The 14,746-nt window shown below is 73.5% G+C and carries 17 protein-coding genes; 7 read left to right on the top strand and 10 right to left on the bottom strand.

The annotated features are described in order from the left end of the window. Nucleotides 1-81 precede the first annotated feature (81 nt). The 3 genes from C1I92_RS25330 to yczE all read right to left on the bottom strand — a co-directional run bounded on the left by C1I92_RS25330 (nt 82) and on the right by yczE (nt 2,818). Nucleotides 82-999, bottom strand: a complete 918-nt coding sequence (locus C1I92_RS25330) for a DUF4328 domain-containing protein (RefSeq protein ID WP_111257418.1) — start codon at nt 997-999, stop codon at nt 82-84. Nucleotides 1,000-1,061: 62 nt separating this feature from the next. After that, a complete protein-coding gene (locus C1I92_RS25325; RefSeq protein ID WP_111257417.1) occupies nt 1,062-2,198 on the bottom strand; it encodes a cystathionine gamma-synthase in 1,137 nt (378 codons plus the stop codon). Nucleotides 2,199-2,209: 11 nt separating this feature from the next. Next, on the bottom strand, nt 2,210-2,818 hold the full coding sequence (gene yczE / locus C1I92_RS25320) for a membrane protein YczE (RefSeq protein WP_111257416.1): 609 nt from the start codon (nt 2,816-2,818) through the stop codon (nt 2,210-2,212). Between the two features lie 73 nt (nt 2,819-2,891). On the opposite strand from yczE, the gene yczR reads away from it, so the two are divergent. Together yczR and msrA are read left to right on the top strand one after the other, a co-directional pair. After that, complete coding sequence (gene yczR / locus C1I92_RS25315) at nt 2,892-4,337, top strand: MocR-like transcription factor YczR (RefSeq protein WP_111257415.1); 1,446 nt, start codon at nt 2,892-2,894, stop codon at nt 4,335-4,337. A gap of 66 nt (nt 4,338-4,403) precedes the next feature. After that, complete coding sequence (msrA, locus tag C1I92_RS25310; protein WP_111257421.1) at nt 4,404-5,066, top strand: peptide-methionine (S)-S-oxide reductase MsrA; 663 nt, start codon at nt 4,404-4,406, stop codon at nt 5,064-5,066. 1 nt (nt 5,067) lies between these two features. Here msrA and C1I92_RS25305 read toward each other — a convergent pair whose 3' ends face one another. From C1I92_RS25305 to C1I92_RS25280, 6 genes are read right to left on the bottom strand one after another with little or no spacing between them, the layout of a single operon-like run. Further along, nucleotides 5,068-5,478: a PIN domain-containing protein gene (locus tag C1I92_RS25305; RefSeq protein ID WP_111257414.1), complete on the bottom strand. Its 411-nt coding sequence runs from the start codon at nt 5,476-5,478 to the stop codon at nt 5,068-5,070. Then, entirely contained in the window at nt 5,463-5,708 is a 246-nt protein-coding gene (locus C1I92_RS25300) for a type II toxin-antitoxin system Phd/YefM family antitoxin (RefSeq protein WP_111257413.1), read from the bottom strand. The genes C1I92_RS25305 and C1I92_RS25300 overlap by 16 nt, the downstream gene beginning before the upstream one ends. A 54-nt stretch (nt 5,709-5,762) precedes the next feature. Then, nucleotides 5,763-6,569 carry a DUF3152 domain-containing protein gene (locus tag C1I92_RS25295; RefSeq protein WP_158564273.1) on the bottom strand — a complete coding sequence of 269 codons (807 nt, stop codon included), beginning with the start codon at nt 6,567-6,569 and terminating at the stop codon, nt 5,763-5,765. A 32-nt stretch (nt 6,570-6,601) separates the two neighbouring features. Then, nucleotides 6,602-7,360 (bottom strand): hypothetical protein, encoded by a 759-nt coding sequence (locus tag C1I92_RS25290; RefSeq protein WP_111257411.1) that lies wholly within the window; start codon nt 7,358-7,360, stop codon nt 6,602-6,604. Beyond that, nucleotides 7,357-7,878 carry a SigE family RNA polymerase sigma factor gene (locus C1I92_RS25285; RefSeq protein WP_111257410.1) on the bottom strand — a complete coding sequence of 174 codons (522 nt, stop codon included), beginning with the start codon at nt 7,876-7,878 and terminating at the stop codon, nt 7,357-7,359. Before C1I92_RS25285 ends, C1I92_RS25290 begins: the two co-directional genes overlap by 4 nt. Before the next feature lie 54 nt (nt 7,879-7,932). Beyond that, the gene (locus C1I92_RS25280; RefSeq protein WP_158564272.1) at nt 7,933-9,258 is read right to left on the bottom strand and encodes a trypsin-like serine protease; all 1,326 of its coding nucleotides are present in this window, start codon (nt 9,256-9,258) and stop codon (nt 7,933-7,935) included. Between the two features lie 266 nt (nt 9,259-9,524). Between C1I92_RS25280 and C1I92_RS25275 the strand changes: the two genes are divergently transcribed. Together C1I92_RS25275 and C1I92_RS25270 are read left to right on the top strand one after the other, a co-directional pair. Beyond that, complete coding sequence (locus C1I92_RS25275) at nt 9,525-9,986, top strand: NfeD family protein (protein WP_111257409.1); 462 nt, start codon at nt 9,525-9,527, stop codon at nt 9,984-9,986. Further along, on the top strand, nt 9,986-10,726 hold the full coding sequence (locus C1I92_RS25270) for a glucose 1-dehydrogenase (RefSeq protein WP_111257408.1): 741 nt from the start codon (nt 9,986-9,988) through the stop codon (nt 10,724-10,726). The genes C1I92_RS25275 and C1I92_RS25270 overlap by 1 nt, the downstream gene beginning before the upstream one ends. Nucleotides 10,727-10,732: 6 nt before the next feature. Here C1I92_RS25270 and C1I92_RS25265 read toward each other — a convergent pair whose 3' ends face one another. Continuing rightward, entirely contained in the window at nt 10,733-12,100 is a 1,368-nt protein-coding gene (locus C1I92_RS25265) for a cystathionine beta-synthase (protein ID WP_111257407.1), read from the bottom strand. Between the two features lie 43 nt (nt 12,101-12,143). Here C1I92_RS25265 and C1I92_RS25260 point away from each other — a divergent pair, with 43 nt between their 5' ends. The 3 genes from C1I92_RS25260 (at nt 12,144) to C1I92_RS25250 (ending at nt 14,745) form a co-directional block, all read left to right on the top strand. Then, the gene (locus tag C1I92_RS25260) at nt 12,144-13,133 is read left to right on the top strand and encodes an SGNH/GDSL hydrolase family protein (protein ID WP_199521576.1); all 990 of its coding nucleotides are present in this window, start codon (nt 12,144-12,146) and stop codon (nt 13,131-13,133) included. 48 nt (nt 13,134-13,181) lie between these two features. After that, nucleotides 13,182-14,405 carry an acetyl-CoA C-acetyltransferase gene (locus C1I92_RS25255; RefSeq protein WP_111257406.1) on the top strand — a complete coding sequence of 408 codons (1,224 nt, stop codon included), beginning with the start codon at nt 13,182-13,184 and terminating at the stop codon, nt 14,403-14,405. A 109-nt stretch (nt 14,406-14,514) separates the two neighbouring features. Beyond that, nucleotides 14,515-14,745: a DUF4287 domain-containing protein gene (locus C1I92_RS25250; RefSeq protein ID WP_069115362.1), complete on the top strand. Its 231-nt coding sequence runs from the start codon at nt 14,515-14,517 to the stop codon at nt 14,743-14,745. Nucleotide 14,746: the final 1 nt, after the last annotated feature.

Here is a 14,746-nt window from a genome sequence, read left to right as displayed (position 1 = left end):
GGTCTCCATGCGCGGCCTGCGCGCGCCCGGCCGGCTCGAGGTCGCCGACCCCATGGTGCTGCGCGAGCGCGCCGACGTCGGTCACCAGCGGCCGGTCGGCGGCTGCTGCGGCTGGCTGTAGGGCTGTGGCTGACCGTACGGCTGCTGCGGCGGCGCGTAGCCGGCAGCGGGCGGCGGGCCGTATCCCGGCTGGACGTAGCCCGGCTGACCGTACGGCGATCCGGGCGGCGGCGCGGGCCAGCTGCCGTACGCCTGCTGCGGCCCGCCGATCAGCGCCATCCGGTTCGCGAGCGCCGCCTCCTGGCGGGCCGTCAGCGTCCGCACCATGACGATGGCCAGCACCGCCGCCACGACGTAACCGACGTTCCCGGCCAGCGCGAAGGTGTCGGCAGTGCGCAACTGCTCGAGATAGTCGCTGTCCAGGGGCTCCGGCGACTCGCGCCAGGAGGCGCGGGCGAGGCCGTTCACCACCCAGAACACGATCGCCCACAGGACGACGATCCCCGGTCCGCCGCGACTCGGCTCCGCACCGTGGCGTCCGTCCGAGTTCGAGGCGCGGCCGTTGGCGTAGAGGTTCATCGCCGGGATGACCGCGTTCGCCAGCGGGATGAACCAGCCGCCGATCGCCCAGCCGGGGCTGCTCACGCCGCCCTTCGCGCCCAGGAGCCGGGCGTTCCGCGCGTGCCGGAACTGCCAGACCATGAACACCGCCGCGATGGCGATGGCAACCAGGTACCACAGCACCGTGGACGTCGTCACGAAGGCGTCGGCGTCCTCGGCCCGGCTCGAGTCGATGTCGCCGCTGTCGATCACGTCGCCCACGTAGGCGAGCCGACCGGCGAACGCGGCCACGGACAGCAGGCTGATCAGCGCGACGAGCACGAACAGCACCGTCAACGCGGTGCGCAGGCCACGCAGGCTGGACGGCTCACCGGCCGGCGGCGGGGCCTCCCACTGGGTGGCGGCCCACTGCCGGTTGGGGTCGTCGTAGAAGCTCATGCACTCTCCCGATGCACGCAGGGTCGGCTCAACCTAGCGTTCCCGGGCGGCCGGGGGAAGGGTCAGCCCAGCGCCTGGGTGAGGTCGGCGAGGATGTCCTCGACGGTCTCGATGCCGACGGAGAGCCGGACGAGGTCGCCGGGCACCTCGAGCGCGCTGCCGGCGGTGCTGGCGTGCGTCATCCGGCCCGGGTGCTCGATCAGCGACTCGATGCCGCCCAGCGACTCACCCAGCGTGAACAGCTTCGCCCGGTTGCAGACGTCGACGGCGGCCTGCTCGCCGTCGGCCATCCGGAACGACACCATGCCGCCGAACCGGGTCATCTGCTTGACGGCGATGTCGTGGCCGGGGTGCCCGGGCAGGCCCGGGTAGAGCACCTGCGCGACCCGCGGGTGCCGCTCCAGCAGCTGGACGACGCGCTCGGCATTGTCGCTGTGGCGGTCCATCCGGACGGCGAGGGTCTTGAGCCCGCGCAGCACCAGCCACGCGTCGAACGGCCCGGCGACGGCGCCCATGGCGTTCTGGTGGTAGGCCAGCTCGTCGCCGAGCGCGGAGTCGCTGACGACCAGCACGCCGCCGACCACGTCGGAGTGGCCGCCGCAGTACTTGGTGGTGGAGTGGACGACGACGTCGGCGCCGAGCGCGAGCGGCTGCTGCAGGTATGGCGTCGCGAACGTGTTGTCGACGACGAGCAGCACGCCGGCGTCGCGGGCGACGCCGGCGAGCGCCGTGATGTCGGCGACGTTGAGCAGCGGGTTGGTCGGCGTCTCGACCCAGATCAGCTTCGTCTCCGGCCGGATCGCCGCGCGCACCGCCGCGACGTCGGTGACGTGTGCCGCGGTCCAGCTGACGCCCCAGCGCTCGGCCACCTTGGCGATCAGGCGGAAGGTCCCGCCGTAGGCGTCGTCGGGGATGACCACGTGGTCGCCGGGCTCGAGCACGGTGCGCAGCAGGGTGTCCTCGGCGGCCATGCCGCTGGCGAACGCGAGACCGCGCACGCCGCCCTCGAGCGCGGCGATGCACTCCTCGAGCGCGGTGCGGGTCGGGTTGGCGGTGCGGCTGTACTCGTACCCCTCGCGCAGCCCGCCGACGCCGTCCTGGGCGTAGGTGCTGGTGGCGTAGATGGGCGTGATGACCGCACCGGTCCGGGGGTCGGGGTCCTGGCCCGCGTGGATGGCTCGCGTCTCGAATCCGTGCACGACATGCGACTCTACGTCGCCGCGGGAGCCGGAGCGACGCGAACGGCCTCACGCACCTGCATCCTCGGCAGCAGCAGGTGCACCAGCGGGCCGATCGACACCGCATAGACCACGGTCCCGGCCCCGACGGTGCCGCCGAGCAGCCAGCCGGTGGCCAGCACCAGCACCTCGATGGAGGTCCGGACCACCCGCACCGACCGGCCGGTCCGGCCGACCAGCCCGGTCATCAGCCCGTCGCGCGGGCCGGGGCCGAGCCGGGCGCCGATGTAGGCGGCGGTGGCGACGGCGTTCAGCACGACGCCGGCGACCAGGAACGCGATCCGCACCGCGAGCGGGTCCGGCGACGGCAGCAGCCAGATCGACGCGTCGGCGGCCAGCCCGACCAGCAGCGCGTTGGCGATCGTCCCGACACCCGGCTTCTGCCGCAGCGGGATCCACAGCAGCAGCACCGCGACGCCGACGACGATGACCACGGTGCCGATGGTGAGGCCGGTGCGCTCGGCGATGCCCTGGTGCAGCACGTCCCACGGGTCCAGGCCGAGCCCGGCCTCGACGAGCAGGGCCATGCTGAAGCCGTAGAGCAGCAGTCCGGCGAAGAGCTGGGAGAGGCGGCGCGTCATCACCGCCTCATCTTCACTGACAAGTGGCCTGTGAATCCATAGCCACTTGTGGAACAGTGGACTGGTGCGCACGATGACGGGGCCGCAACTGGCCGCGCTGCTCGACGACCGGACGGAGGGCGGCGGGCCGGCCTACGCGCGCGTCGCGGCGGCGATCCGGCTGCTGGTCCTGGACGGACGGCTGCCGCTGGAGACCCGGCTGCCCGGCGAACGGGAGCTGGCCGCGGCACTCGGCGTCAGCCGGACCACCGTCACCACCGCGTACGACGAGCTGCGGGCCGGCGGGTACGCCGTCAGCCGGCAGGGGTCGGGCACGCGGACGGCGCTGCCACCGTCGCGTGCTCACGGTGCAACGCCCGCGGGCGGCGGGCCGCTGTGGACGCCGTGGGCCGCCGACGGGTCGGACCTGCTCGACCTCGCGCACGCCGCGCCGGAGGCGCCCGCGCAGGTGCGCCGCGCCTACGAGGCCGCGCTGGACCAGCTGCCGCGGCACCTGCCCGGCCAGGGCTACCACCTGTTCGGGCTGCCCGAGCTGCGCGCGGCGGTCGCGGACCGGCTGACGGCGCGCGGCCTGCCCACGCTGCCGGAGCAGGTGCTCGTCACGTCCGGCGCACAGCACGCGTTCACGCTGGTCCTGCAGCTGGTCACCGGTCCGGGCGACCGGGTGCTGGTGGAGCAGCCGACGTACCCGAACGCGCTGGACGCGATCGGCCGGCACGGCGCCGTCCCGGTGCCGGTCCCGCTGGCCGACGACGGCTGGGACCTCGACGCCGTCGCGGCCGCCGTCCGGCAGACCGCGCCGCGGCTGGCGTACCTGATGCCCGACTTCCACAACCCGACCGGGCTGCTCGCGTCCGAGGCGGAGCGGCGCTCGCTGGGCGCGGCCCTGACCGGCGGCCGCACGCTCACCGTCGTCGACGAGTCGCTGACCGACCTCGCGCTGGAGGGCACGGTGCCGCCGCCGCTGGCGTCGTACCTGCCGGACGACCTGACGGTGACGGTCGGCAGCGCGAGCAAGACGCTGTGGGGCGGGCTGCGGATCGGCTGGGCGCGGGCCGGCACCGCCCTGATCCGGCGCCTCGCCGCGGTCCGGGCCAGCGTCGACATGGGCTCGCCCGTCGTCGAGCAGCTGGCGGTGGCGGAGCTGCTCGGCGGGCTGGACGCCACGCTGGCGCCGCGGCGGGCGGAGCTGCGCTCCCGGCGCGACGCGCTGGTGGCGGCGCTGGCGCAGCGGCTGCCGTCGTGGCGGACGCGGGTGCCGGCCGGCGGGCTGGTGCTCTGGTGCGACCTCGGCCGGCCGGTGTCGAGCCGGCTGGTGGTGGCGGCGGAGCGGCACGGGATCCGGCTCGCGGCGGGTCCCCGCTTCGGCGTCGACGGGGCATTCGAGCGGCGGCTGCGGCTGCCGTTCACGCACCCGCCCGACGTCCTCGCCGCGGCGGTCGACGGGCTGGAGCAGGCGGTCGGCTCGGTGGCGGTGGACGGCGGGGGCGCCGCTGACTCCGTCGACGCCGTCGCCTGATCATCGTCTGGGAACGCGGGGGCTGTTCCCGTTGTTCTGCTGAGCGGAGGTGTGTTGCGAATGTCGCTGTTCGATCGCTTGGTGAAGACTCGGAAGGTCGGCCCCGAGGAGGCCCTGCCCGGTCGCGAGACGCGGGCGTACGGGCTGGCCGGCACGCACACCGTCCTGGGCACGCCGATCGACGCCGAGCCGCCCACTGGTTTCCAGGAGGCCGTGTTCGGGATGGGCTGTTTCTGGGGCGCGGAGCGGATCTTCTGGCGCCTGCCCGGCGTCTGGACGACCGCCGTCGGCTACGCCGGTGGGTACACCCCGAACCCGTCGTACGAGGAGGTGTGCACCGGCCGCACCGGTCACGCCGAGGTGGTCCGGGTGGTCTTCGATCCGGCCGTGATCAGCTTCGAGGGCCTGCTCAAGGCGTTCTGGGAGGAGCACGACCCGACCCAGGGCATGCGCCAGGGCAACGACGTCGGGTCGCAGTACCGCTCGACCGTCTACACGACGTCGCCCGCTCAGCTGGAGACGGCGCTGGCCTCGCGGTCGGCCTATGGCGAGAAGCTGGCGGCCGCCGGCCACGGTGAGATCACCACCGAGATCGAGCCGCTGGGCGCGTTCTACTACGCCGAGGACTACCACCAGCAGTACCTGAGCGACGCGAAGAACCCGAACGGCTACTGCGGGCTCGCCGGCACCGGCGTCTCTTGCCCGATCGGCACCGGCACGGCGCTCTGACTCAGAGTGGCGGTCCTGCCCGGAGTGCGTGCACTCCGGGCAGTTCGTCGAACCGCGCGTGATCGTCGCCGGTGACCAGGAGACGTGCGGTGGCCGCAGCAGTGGCGGCGATGATCAGGTCGTGGGCACCTCGAGCTGTGCCGGCGCGCCGGACATGCGCGAGAAGACGGGCGTGGACGAGAGCGACATCGGCTGTGTAGTCCTCGACCGGGAGAAGGGCGCGGATGCCGTCGGCGAACTCCTGCCGCCGCTGGCGATGGGCATCCGTCGCCAGTTCGACACCGAGTTGCAACTCCGCGACGGTGATCGCAGCCACCGCGACGTCGTCATCGTCGTCCATGACTGCCGCCAAGCCACCATCCCGCTCGACACCGATCAGTATCCCGGTGTCGAGAATCAAGCGCCGGGCCATGCCGCACTCACGTCGTCGGTGAGGAGCTCGCGGGTGCCCGCGACGTCGGCGGCGAAGCCGTCATCTGGCACGTGCGCATTCAGGAACTCCTTGACCGCGGCGCCGTTGCCGGCTGTCGCCGGGGCGAGCGTGGCCAGTCGCCGCCCACTTCGGGTGATCACGATCGTCTCGCCCCGCGCCGCCCGGTCGAGCACCGACGCGAAATTGCGCGACACCTCGGTCGCCGTCATCGAAATCATGGCATCAGATTATCTGATTTCTAGTGATCAAGCCAAGGTGACGGCTCAGGGGAAGGGCCAGCTGTTCGCGACGCAGCCGTCGAGGCTGTAGGTCTGCTGCAGCATGACCGGCGCCACCGCACCCGGCGCCGGGCAGGCGACGTGGCCGTGGCCGAGGGCGTGGCCGACCTCGTGGTTGACCACGTACTGGCGGTAGGCGGCCACGTCGCCGTTGTAGTGCGGGACGGCGTTGGCCCAGCGAAGCGCGTTGAGCACGACGTTGTCCCCGTTGCGGCACGACACCTCGCCGCGGGTGCGCAGCGGCGCGCACAGCTCGTCGGTGGTGCCGGGGGTGGCGACCAGGATGCGCAGGTCGCCGCCGGAGGGGACCCGCTGGAAGGAGTGCTCGCCCTCGGCGATCCAGCTGCGCGGGTCGGCCAGCGTCGTGTCGACGACGGCGGCGACCTCGATCGGGTCGAACGGCAGGCCGTCCTCGACCTCGACGGTGTAGGTGAGCAGCGACCCGTCGGTGCCGGCCTGGCCGCTCTGGCCCGGGGTGACGGCGAACGTGCCGGGGCCGGTGGCGGCGATCTCGGGGGCCGGCGGCTCGGCCGGCGACTCCGGCGCCGGACTGGGCCGCTCGACCGGCAGCACGGCGAACGTCTTCGGCGGACGCTGCGTCGTCGGCGCCCCCAGCGGTGTCACCGCGTTGCCGGCGGCCGGCTCACCGTCGGGCAGCGCCGCCCAGCCGACGACGCCGATCGTGGTCAGGACCAGCAGGAAGCCGGTCAACCGGCGGCGGCGATCCGCGGCCCCCCGCGTCCGGCGACGCTCCCGGTCCGGATGACCGGCACGACGCGTTCGGGAGGCCACGCGGATCATGCTCTCACACGGTCACGATCCGGTCACGGCGGGCACGTGGCGACGGCGACCCGCGGCTCCTCGGCGATCGGAGTGCCGTCGACCGAGGTCCCGTACGCCACCTCGGACACGAGCCGCCCCTCGGCGTCGTAGCCGCGCACCACGTACGGCAACTGTCCCTCGCAGGGGTCGTGCTCATTGCGCTGCCGGGCGTGGTCCAGCGGATCGAACCAGAGCCCGTCCCACAGCACGGCCTCGTGCTCTGGCCCGCCCTCATAGCGGACGGTCACCCGCGTCACCGGATCGGTGTAGCTGCCGGCGCCCAAGCCGTCGTCGACCTCCAGCACCTGCCGCTCCTCGACCACCTGGGCCAGCTGCAGCCGGGGCGGACCGCCTCCACCGGGAAGCGCGCACATGACCCCGGTGCCGGTGATCACCCACGTGGGCGACGACGGCTCGGCCAGCTGGATCCCGCGCACGGGGTCCGGCACGGAAGTGAGCCGTCCCGGGAAGCAGGCTTCGACCGCGGTCGACAGCTCGTCGCCGGTCAGCTCGCGCCATTCGGGCGCGGGCACGATGTCGGACCCGGCCGCGACGAAACCGGCCGGATCGTCGTCGTCGCCGAGCCAGATCACGCCGGCCGGGACGGCGGCCGCGGCCACCGCGCCGGCCGTCAGCACGCCGCGCGCCGCGTTCCGGCGCCGGCGGCCCTGGCGCAACGCGGCCGCTGCCAGGCCCGGCACCGGCCGGGCGTCGTCGGCCAGGTCCTCGAGGCCGGCTCTCAGGTTCGTCTCGATGCTCATCGGCGCAGCTCCTCCACGTCGTCGGCGGACCGTTCGTCGAGCTCCGGCACGAGGGTGCGCAGCCGGGCCAGGGCACGGTGCGCCTGGCTGCGCACCGTCCCGACCGAGCAGCCCATGATCGCCGCGACCTCCGCCTCGGGCAGGTCCTCCAGATAGCGGAGCACCAGCACCGTCCGCTGCCGGGGCCCGAGCAGCCGCAGCGCGGAGCTCAGGTCCAGGCGGCGGACGGCGTCGGCGGCGCGGTCGGCCTCGGGCCGCTCCGGCACCGTGGCGCCGAGCAGTTCCGAGCGGGCCGACCTGCGCCGCCACCAGCGGGCGTGGTCGTGGTAGATGATGCGGCGGACGTAGGCCTCGGGTTCGTCGACCTTGTGCCAGCGGGCGGCCAGCTTGGCCAGCGCGCCCTGCACGAGGTCCTCGGCCCGGTGCCGGTCGCCGGTGAGCACCACCGCGACCCGCAGCAGCACCATCGACCGCGCCGCCACGAACTGCGTGAACTCGCGTTCCGCCGCCGCATCCATCCGCCCACCCCTCGCGTCGTCTCTACCCCCTAGGACGACGTGGCCACCGCCCCACTATGCATGGGTCAGCCGACGGGCGACGAACGCGGCCGCGGCGCCGCCGGCCAGCAGCAGCGCCAGCGCCAGGCCCGTGCCCGCGTCGGCGCCGGTGTCCGGGAGCTCCTCCCCCGGCTCGTCGGTCGGGGTGGCCGACGGCTCGGGCGTCGGCTCCGCGGTGGGTGACGGGGTCGGCGTCGGCGCCTCGCCCGCGACGGTCACCGTGACGACGGCCGCGGCAGAGTCGATCTTGCCGTCGTTGGCGACGACGTAGAACGTGTCCTCGCCCTCGAAGCCCGGCGCCGGCGTGTAGGTGAGCGTGCTCGCGTCGTCCTCGTAGGTCAGCTCGCCGAACTCCGGGGCGTAGACCTTGAACTCCAGCTCGTCGCCCTCCGGGTCGCTGCCGGCCAGCTCGATGGTGACCGGGGTGTCGATGGTCGTCTCGGCCGACGTGGTGTCGACGACGGGCTCGGTGCGGGTCTCCGCGGTGGCGGCGATGGCCGACGCGACGGCGCTGACCTGTGTGTAGATGCCCGGGTAGTCGGGCCGGGCGCAGCCGTTGCCCCAGCTGACGATGCCGACCTGGACCGGTTCGCCGTTCTCGTCGTCGCGGAACAACGGGCCGCCGGAGTCGCCCTGGCAGCTGTCGATGCCGCCCTCGGCATAGCCGGCGCACAGCTCGATGCCCGGGGAGAAGCCCCAGCCCTCGTCGTCGGGGTAGGAGGCGAGGCACTCGTCGTCCGGGACGAACGGCACATCGGCCTCGAGCAGGTACTGCTGCTGCTCGCCGTCCTCGGCGTCGGCGCCCCAGCCCGCGACGGTGAACATGCCCTCGTCGTACTCGTCGGTCTCGGCGAGGTCGAGGGTCGGCACACCCTCGACCGGCTCGGCCAGCTGGATCAGCGCCCAGTCCGGGTAGCCGCCGCCGATTCCCTCGGCGTTGGCCGACCAGACGTACTCGCCACGGACCTCGACGATGTCGTCGCTCTCCAGGTCCACCGAGCCGATCAGCGCGGTGATATCGGTGTTCGGGCCGGTGCCGGGCGCGACGCAGTGCGCCGCCGTCAGCACCAGGTCCGGCTCGTACAGCGCGCCGCCGCACAGGCCGCCGCCGATGTCGAGACGGACCATCCACGGGTAGTCGCCCTCGGCCGCGGGGTCGCCGCCGACGATGCGGGGCAGCACCTCGACCGCCTCGAAGGCCTGGTCCAGCAGGGTGATGTCGGGCGCGGGCGTCTCCTCGGACGACGCGACGCCGGCGCTGCCGAGCAGGCCGGCGCCGGCCAGCGCGGTGGCCAGCAGCGCGCCGGCGACGCGGACACGGTGACGCAGGTGGTAACGCAAGGATTCTCTCCGATTCGGCACGAGGATTCACATTCGTCGATCACTGTTCACGCCGGGACGGCCGGAATTCGTCCCGCCCCGGAACCGCCGGGAACGGTACCGGAACCGGCACCCGCCACCACCCCGGCCACACCCGGCCTCACCAGGAATTTCACGGCGCCGGAGCGGCTCGTGGGGCATTGCCCCGATTCGTCCGCGACTTGCGCCGCGACACGGCGGCATCTCGCCAATAGCCACAAATGCGGCAGGATCAATAAACTGCCGCCATGCAGTCTCTGTGGGACTGGTTCGGCGACCATGCCTGGGTGCTGGCGTGGGCCGCCACCGCGCTCGTGCTGGGCACGATCGAACTGACGACGCTCGATTTCTTCTTCCTCATGCTGGCCATCGGCGCGGCCAGCGGCGCGGTCGCCGCCGGCATGGGCGCGGAGTTCCTGGTCCAGCTCCTGGTGGCGGTCGCGGTCGCCGTGGCGCTGCTCGGCGTCGTCCGGCCGATCGCGAAGAAGCGGCTGCTCAAGCCGACGCCGTCGTCGTTCGGCGCGGCGGCGCTGGTCGGCCGGAGCGGCGTGGTGCTGGAGCGGGTCGACGCGCACAGCGGGATGATCCGGCTGGCCGGCGAGGTGTGGTCGGCGCGCAGCTACGACGGCCGGTCCACGTTCGAGCAGGGCGCCACCGTCGGCGTCATCGAGATCCGCGGCGCCACCGCGCTGGTCCTGGAGGAGGGCTGATGACACTGAGGGACAAGGCCGCGCTGGTCACCGGCGGCTCCCGCGGCATCGGCCGGGCCATCGTCGAACGGCTGGCCCGCGACGGCGCGTCGGTCGTGTTCAGCTACCAGAGCAACGAGGCCGCCGCCGGCGACGTCGTCGAGACGGTCCGCGCGGCCGGCGGCGACGCGCACGCCGTCCGGGCCGACCAGGGCGACCTCGACGCCGTCCGGGCGCTGCTGGACACCGCGACGCAGCGCCTCGGTGGCCTGGACATCCTCGTCAACAACGCCGCCGCCAGTGAGCCGGTCGCCATCGACGACGTCACCGAGGCCGACTTCGACCGGGTCATGACGATCAACGCGAAGGCGCCGTTCTTCGCCATCCAGTACGCCGGCCGGACCATGCGCGACGACGGCCGCATCGTCAGCATCTCCACGCTGAACACCGTCATCCCGGGACCGGGCGGCGCGCTCTACTCCGCCAGCAAGGCTGCGCTCGAGCGGTTCACGGCGGTGGCGGCGCGCGAGCTCGGGCCGCGCGGTATCACGGTCAACGCCGTCTCGCCCGGCGCCGTCGACACCGACCTGCTGCGCTCCACCAACCCGCCGGAGGCGCTGGCACAGGCCGAGCGGTTCAGCGCGCTCCGCCGGCTCGGCCAGCCGGCCGACATCGCCGACGTCGTCGCGTTCCTGGCCGGGCCGGACTCCCGCTTCATCACCGGCCAGAACCTGCTGGCGACCGGCGGCTACCTGATCTGACCCGGGTCAGGCCGTGGCGACGAAGCCGAGCAGGTCGGTGCGGGTCAGCACGCCGACCGGCTTGCCGTCGTCGACCACCAGCAGCGCGTCGGCCGAGCGCAGCGCCTCGACGGCGGCCGCGACGGCCTCGCCGGCGCCGACCATCGGCAGCGGCTCGGACAGGTGCTGCTCGACCCGGTCGGTCAGGTGGGCGGCGCCGGTGAACAGCGCGTCGACCAGGTCCTTCTCGACGACGGCGCCGGCGACCTCCGCGGCCATCACCGGCGGCTCGGCCCGCACGACCGGCATCTGCGACACGTTGTACTCGCGCAGGATGTGGACGGCGTCGGCGACGCTCTCGGTGGGGTGCGTGTGGACGAGTGCCGGCATCTCGCCGGACTTGCCGCGCAGGACGTCGCCGACCGTGACGCCCTCGACCGGCGGCAGGAAGCCGTAGGACGTCATCCAGCCGTCGTCGAAGACCTTGGAGAGGTAGCCGCGGCCGCCGTCGGGCAGCAGCACGACCACGACGTCGTCGGGCCCGGCCTGCTCGGCCACCCGCAGCGCCGCCACGACGGCCAGCCCGCACGAGCCGCCGACCAGCAGGCCCTCCTCGCGGGCCAGCCGGCGGGTCATCTCGAAGGAGTCCTTGTCGGACGCCGCGATGATCTCGTCGCAGACCTCGGTGTCGTAGGTGGTGGGCCAGAAGTCCTCGCCGACGCCCTCGACGAGGTACGGCCGGCCGGTGCCGCCGGAGTACACCGAGCCCTCGGGGTCGGCGCCGATGATCTTCACCCGGCCGCCGGACACCTCCTTGAGGTAGCGGCCGACGCCGGTGATGGTGCCGCCGGTGCCGACGCCGGCGACGAAGTGGGTGATCCGGCCGTCGGTCTGCTTCCACAGCTCCGGGCCGGTGGTCTCGTAGTGCGAGCGCGGGTTGGCCGGGTTGGAGTACTGGTCTGGCTTCCAGGCGCCGGGGGTCTCGCGGACCAGCCGGTCGGACACGGAGTAGTAGGAGTCCGGGTCCTCCGGCGCGACCGCCGTCGGGCAGACGACGACCTCGGCGCCGTAGGCCTTGAGCACGTTGCGCTTGTCCTCGCTGACCTTGTCGGGGCAGACGAAGATGCAGCGGTAGCCCTTGCGCTGCGCGACCAGCGCCAGCCCAACGCCGGTGTTGCCGCTCGTCGGCTCCACGATGGTGCCGCCCGGCCCGATCAGGCCGGCCTTCTCGGCGTCCTCGATCATCCGGGACGCGATGCGGTCCTTCACCGAGCCGCCCGGGTTCAGGTACTCGACCTTCGCGAGGACGGTGGCCGGCAGGCCGGCCGCGACGGTGCCCAGCCGCACCAGCGGGGTGTCGCCGATGAGGTCGACGACGTTCTCGTAGTACTCCACGCTGCCGACCTTAGCCGAGGGTCCGGTTCGCTAGAGTCGAACGGTGGCCGGCATCCTCAGCGCTCGCACGGCACGTCGTCTCGCGTACGGGGGTGGCGGCCTCAGTCTGCTGGGCGCGGCCGGCTACGCGGTGCTGCGGGCGCAGGCGAAGCTGGCCCGGCGCACCATCGGCGCGCGCCCGCTCGGCGGCCCGCCCGACCCCGACGGCGTGTACGGCGCCGGCGACGGCCCGCCGATCTCGTTCGTCGTCGCGGGCGACTCCGCGGCGGCGGGCTACGGCGTCGAGACGCCAGAGGAGACGCCGGGCGCGCTGCTCGCCGCCGGGCTGGCCGAGGTGGCGCACCGCCCGGTGATCCTGACCACCGTCGCGCAGGTGGGCGCGGAGACCGCGGACCTCGCCGGCCAGCTCGACCGGGCGACGGACACGGCGCCCGACGTCGCGCTGCTGATCGTCGGCGGCAACGACATCACCCACCAGGTGAAGCTCACCGACTCGGTGCGGCTACTGGACGAGGCGGTGCGGCGGCTGCGCGCGGCCGGCTGCCAGGTCGTCGTCGGCACCTGCCCCGACCTCGGAACGATCCGGCCGATCCGGCCGCCGCTGCGCTGGCTGGCGCGGCGGGCGAGCCGGCAGCTGGCCGCCGCGCAGACGCTCGCCGTCGTCGCGGCCGGCGGGCGGACGGTGTCGCTGGGCTCGATCCTCGGGCCGGAGTTCGAGGCGGCGCCGGGCGAGCTGTTCAGCGAGGACCAGTTCCACCCGTCGTCGGCCGGCTACGCGCACGCGGCCGCCGCGATCCTGCCGTCGCTGGTCGGCGCGGCCGGGCTGTGGGCGCCGGGCGACGAGCTGTTCGAGCAGGACCGCGGCGACAGCGTGCTGCCGGTCGCCATCGCCGCGGTCGCGGCCGCCGACCACGCGGGGACCGAGGTCGCCGCGACGACGGTCGGCGGACGGGCGGGCGGGCCGCGCGGTCCCTGGGCCCAGCTGCGCAACCGCCGCCGGCGGCCACTGCCGGACGCGCCCGAGCGCGTGTGACGTACGCTGGGGTTACCAGCCAGTAACCCACGGTCGAAGGAGCCCGCCATGCCCGAGGCAGTCATCGTCGCCACCGCACGGTCGCCGATCGGGCGGGCGTACAAGGGCTCGCTGGTCGACGTGCGGCCGGACGACCTCGCCACCACGACGATCCGGGCGGCGCTGGACCAGATCCCGGCGCTGGACCCCACGACGATCGACGACCTCTACGTCGGGTGCGCGGAGCCGCGCGACGAGCAGGGCGGCAACGTCGCCCGGCGGATCGCCGTCCAGCTGGGGCTCGACGGGCTGCCGGCGGCGACCATCAACCGGTTCTGCGCCTCGTCGGTGCAGACGGCGCGGATGGCCTTCCACGCGATCAAGGCCGGAGAGGGCGACGTGTTCGTCTCCGCCGGCGTCGAGTGCGTCTCGCGCTACGTCGGCTTCGGCGGCGCCGGCGTCGATCCCGTCGAGACGCAGAACCCGATCTTCGCCGACGCGCAGGCGCGCACCGTCCGGTACGCCGAGACGAACGAGACCTGGCACGACCCGCGCGCCGACGGGTCGCTGCCTGACATCTACATCCAGATGGGCCAGACGGCGGAGAACGTCGCGACGCTGTGCGGGGTGACCCGCGCGGACCAGGACGAGTTCGCCGTCCTGTCCCAGTCGCGGGCCGAGCAGGCGATCAAGGACGGCTTCTTCGCCCGCGAGATCGTGCCGATCACCCGGCCCGACGGCCAGGTCGTCGACACCGACGACAGCCCGCGGCCGGGCACGACGCTGGAGAAGCTGGCCGCGCTGCAGCCGGTGTTCCGGCCCGACGGCACGGTGACGGCGGGCAACTGCACGCCGCTCAACGACGGCGCCGCGGCGGTCGTGATCATGTCCGACGTCCGGGCCCGTGAGCTGGGGCTGACGCCGCTGGCCCGGATCGTCGCGACCGCGGCGTCGGCGCTGTCGCCGGAGATCATGGGCCTCGGCCCGGTCGAGGCGTCGCGCCGGGCGCTGGCCCGGGCGGGCCTGACGATGGACGACGTCGACCTGGTCGAGATCAACGAGGCGTTCGCCGCCCAGGTCGTGCCGAGCGCACGGCAGCTGGGCATCGATTACGACAAGCTGAACGTGCACGGCGGCGCCGTCGCGCTCGGCCACCCGTTCGGGTCCACCGGGGCGCGCATCATGACGACACTGGTCAACGGGCTGCGCTCGCGCGACGCGTCGATCGGGCTGGAGACGATGTGCGTCGGCGGCGGTCAGGGGATGGCGATCGTGCTGGAGCGGCTGAGCTGACCCCGTCGATCCGGGCCGATCCGGAGATGGTCTTGACGAAGGGGTTGTAACACTCGGAGTCCTGCGGCACAGTCGATGTACGGAGACCTCGACAGCCTCGGAGGCAGCCATGAGCCTGAATCACTCCGACGAGACCCATCGCAATCTTCTCGCCCGCGTTCCAGGCGTCACCGGGCGAGAACTCCCGGAGTGGTTCGCGGCCCTGGAGGCCGGACCGTCCTTCCTGAGGTTCGACGACCGGGTGAGATGGCTGCGCGACGAGCACGGCCTGGCGCACGGCCACGCGACGGCCATCGTGCACGAGGCCGACCTGCGCCGCGCCGCCCGCAACTTCGGCTGAC

The organism is Jiangella anatolica (assembly GCF_003236295.1).
Taxonomy (GTDB): domain Bacteria; phylum Actinomycetota; class Actinomycetes; order Jiangellales; family Jiangellaceae; genus Jiangella; species Jiangella anatolica.
The sequence above is the reverse complement of the archived record's forward strand: the minus strand, read 5'-3'. Positions and strand labels throughout refer to the sequence as shown.

Coding starts and splice junctions, on each gene's coding strand:
- C1I92_RS25330 (WP_111257418.1), bottom strand. CDS start 999: ATGAGCTTCTACGACGACCCCAACCGGCAGTGGGCCGCCACCCAGTGG.
- yczE (WP_111257416.1), bottom strand. CDS start 2,818: ATGACGCGCCGCCTCTCCCAGCTCTTCGCCGGACTGCTGCTCTACGGC.
- yczR (WP_111257415.1), top strand. CDS start 2,892: ATGACGGGGCCGCAACTGGCCGCGCTGCTCGACGACCGGACGGAGGGC.
- C1I92_RS25305 (WP_111257414.1), bottom strand. CDS start 5,478: ATGGCCCGGCGCTTGATTCTCGACACCGGGATACTGATCGGTGTCGAG.
- C1I92_RS25300 (WP_111257413.1), bottom strand. CDS start 5,708: ATGACGGCGACCGAGGTGTCGCGCAATTTCGCGTCGGTGCTCGACCGG.
- C1I92_RS25290 (WP_111257411.1), bottom strand. CDS start 7,360: ATGAGCATCGAGACGAACCTGAGAGCCGGCCTCGAGGACCTGGCCGAC.
- C1I92_RS25285 (WP_111257410.1), bottom strand. CDS start 7,878: ATGGATGCGGCGGCGGAACGCGAGTTCACGCAGTTCGTGGCGGCGCGG.
- C1I92_RS25275 (WP_111257409.1), top strand. CDS start 9,525: ATGCAGTCTCTGTGGGACTGGTTCGGCGACCATGCCTGGGTGCTGGCG.
- C1I92_RS25270 (WP_111257408.1), top strand. CDS start 9,986: ATGACACTGAGGGACAAGGCCGCGCTGGTCACCGGCGGCTCCCGCGGC.
- C1I92_RS25255 (WP_111257406.1), top strand. CDS start 13,182: ATGCCCGAGGCAGTCATCGTCGCCACCGCACGGTCGCCGATCGGGCGG.
- C1I92_RS25250 (WP_069115362.1), top strand. CDS start 14,515: ATGAGCCTGAATCACTCCGACGAGACCCATCGCAATCTTCTCGCCCGC.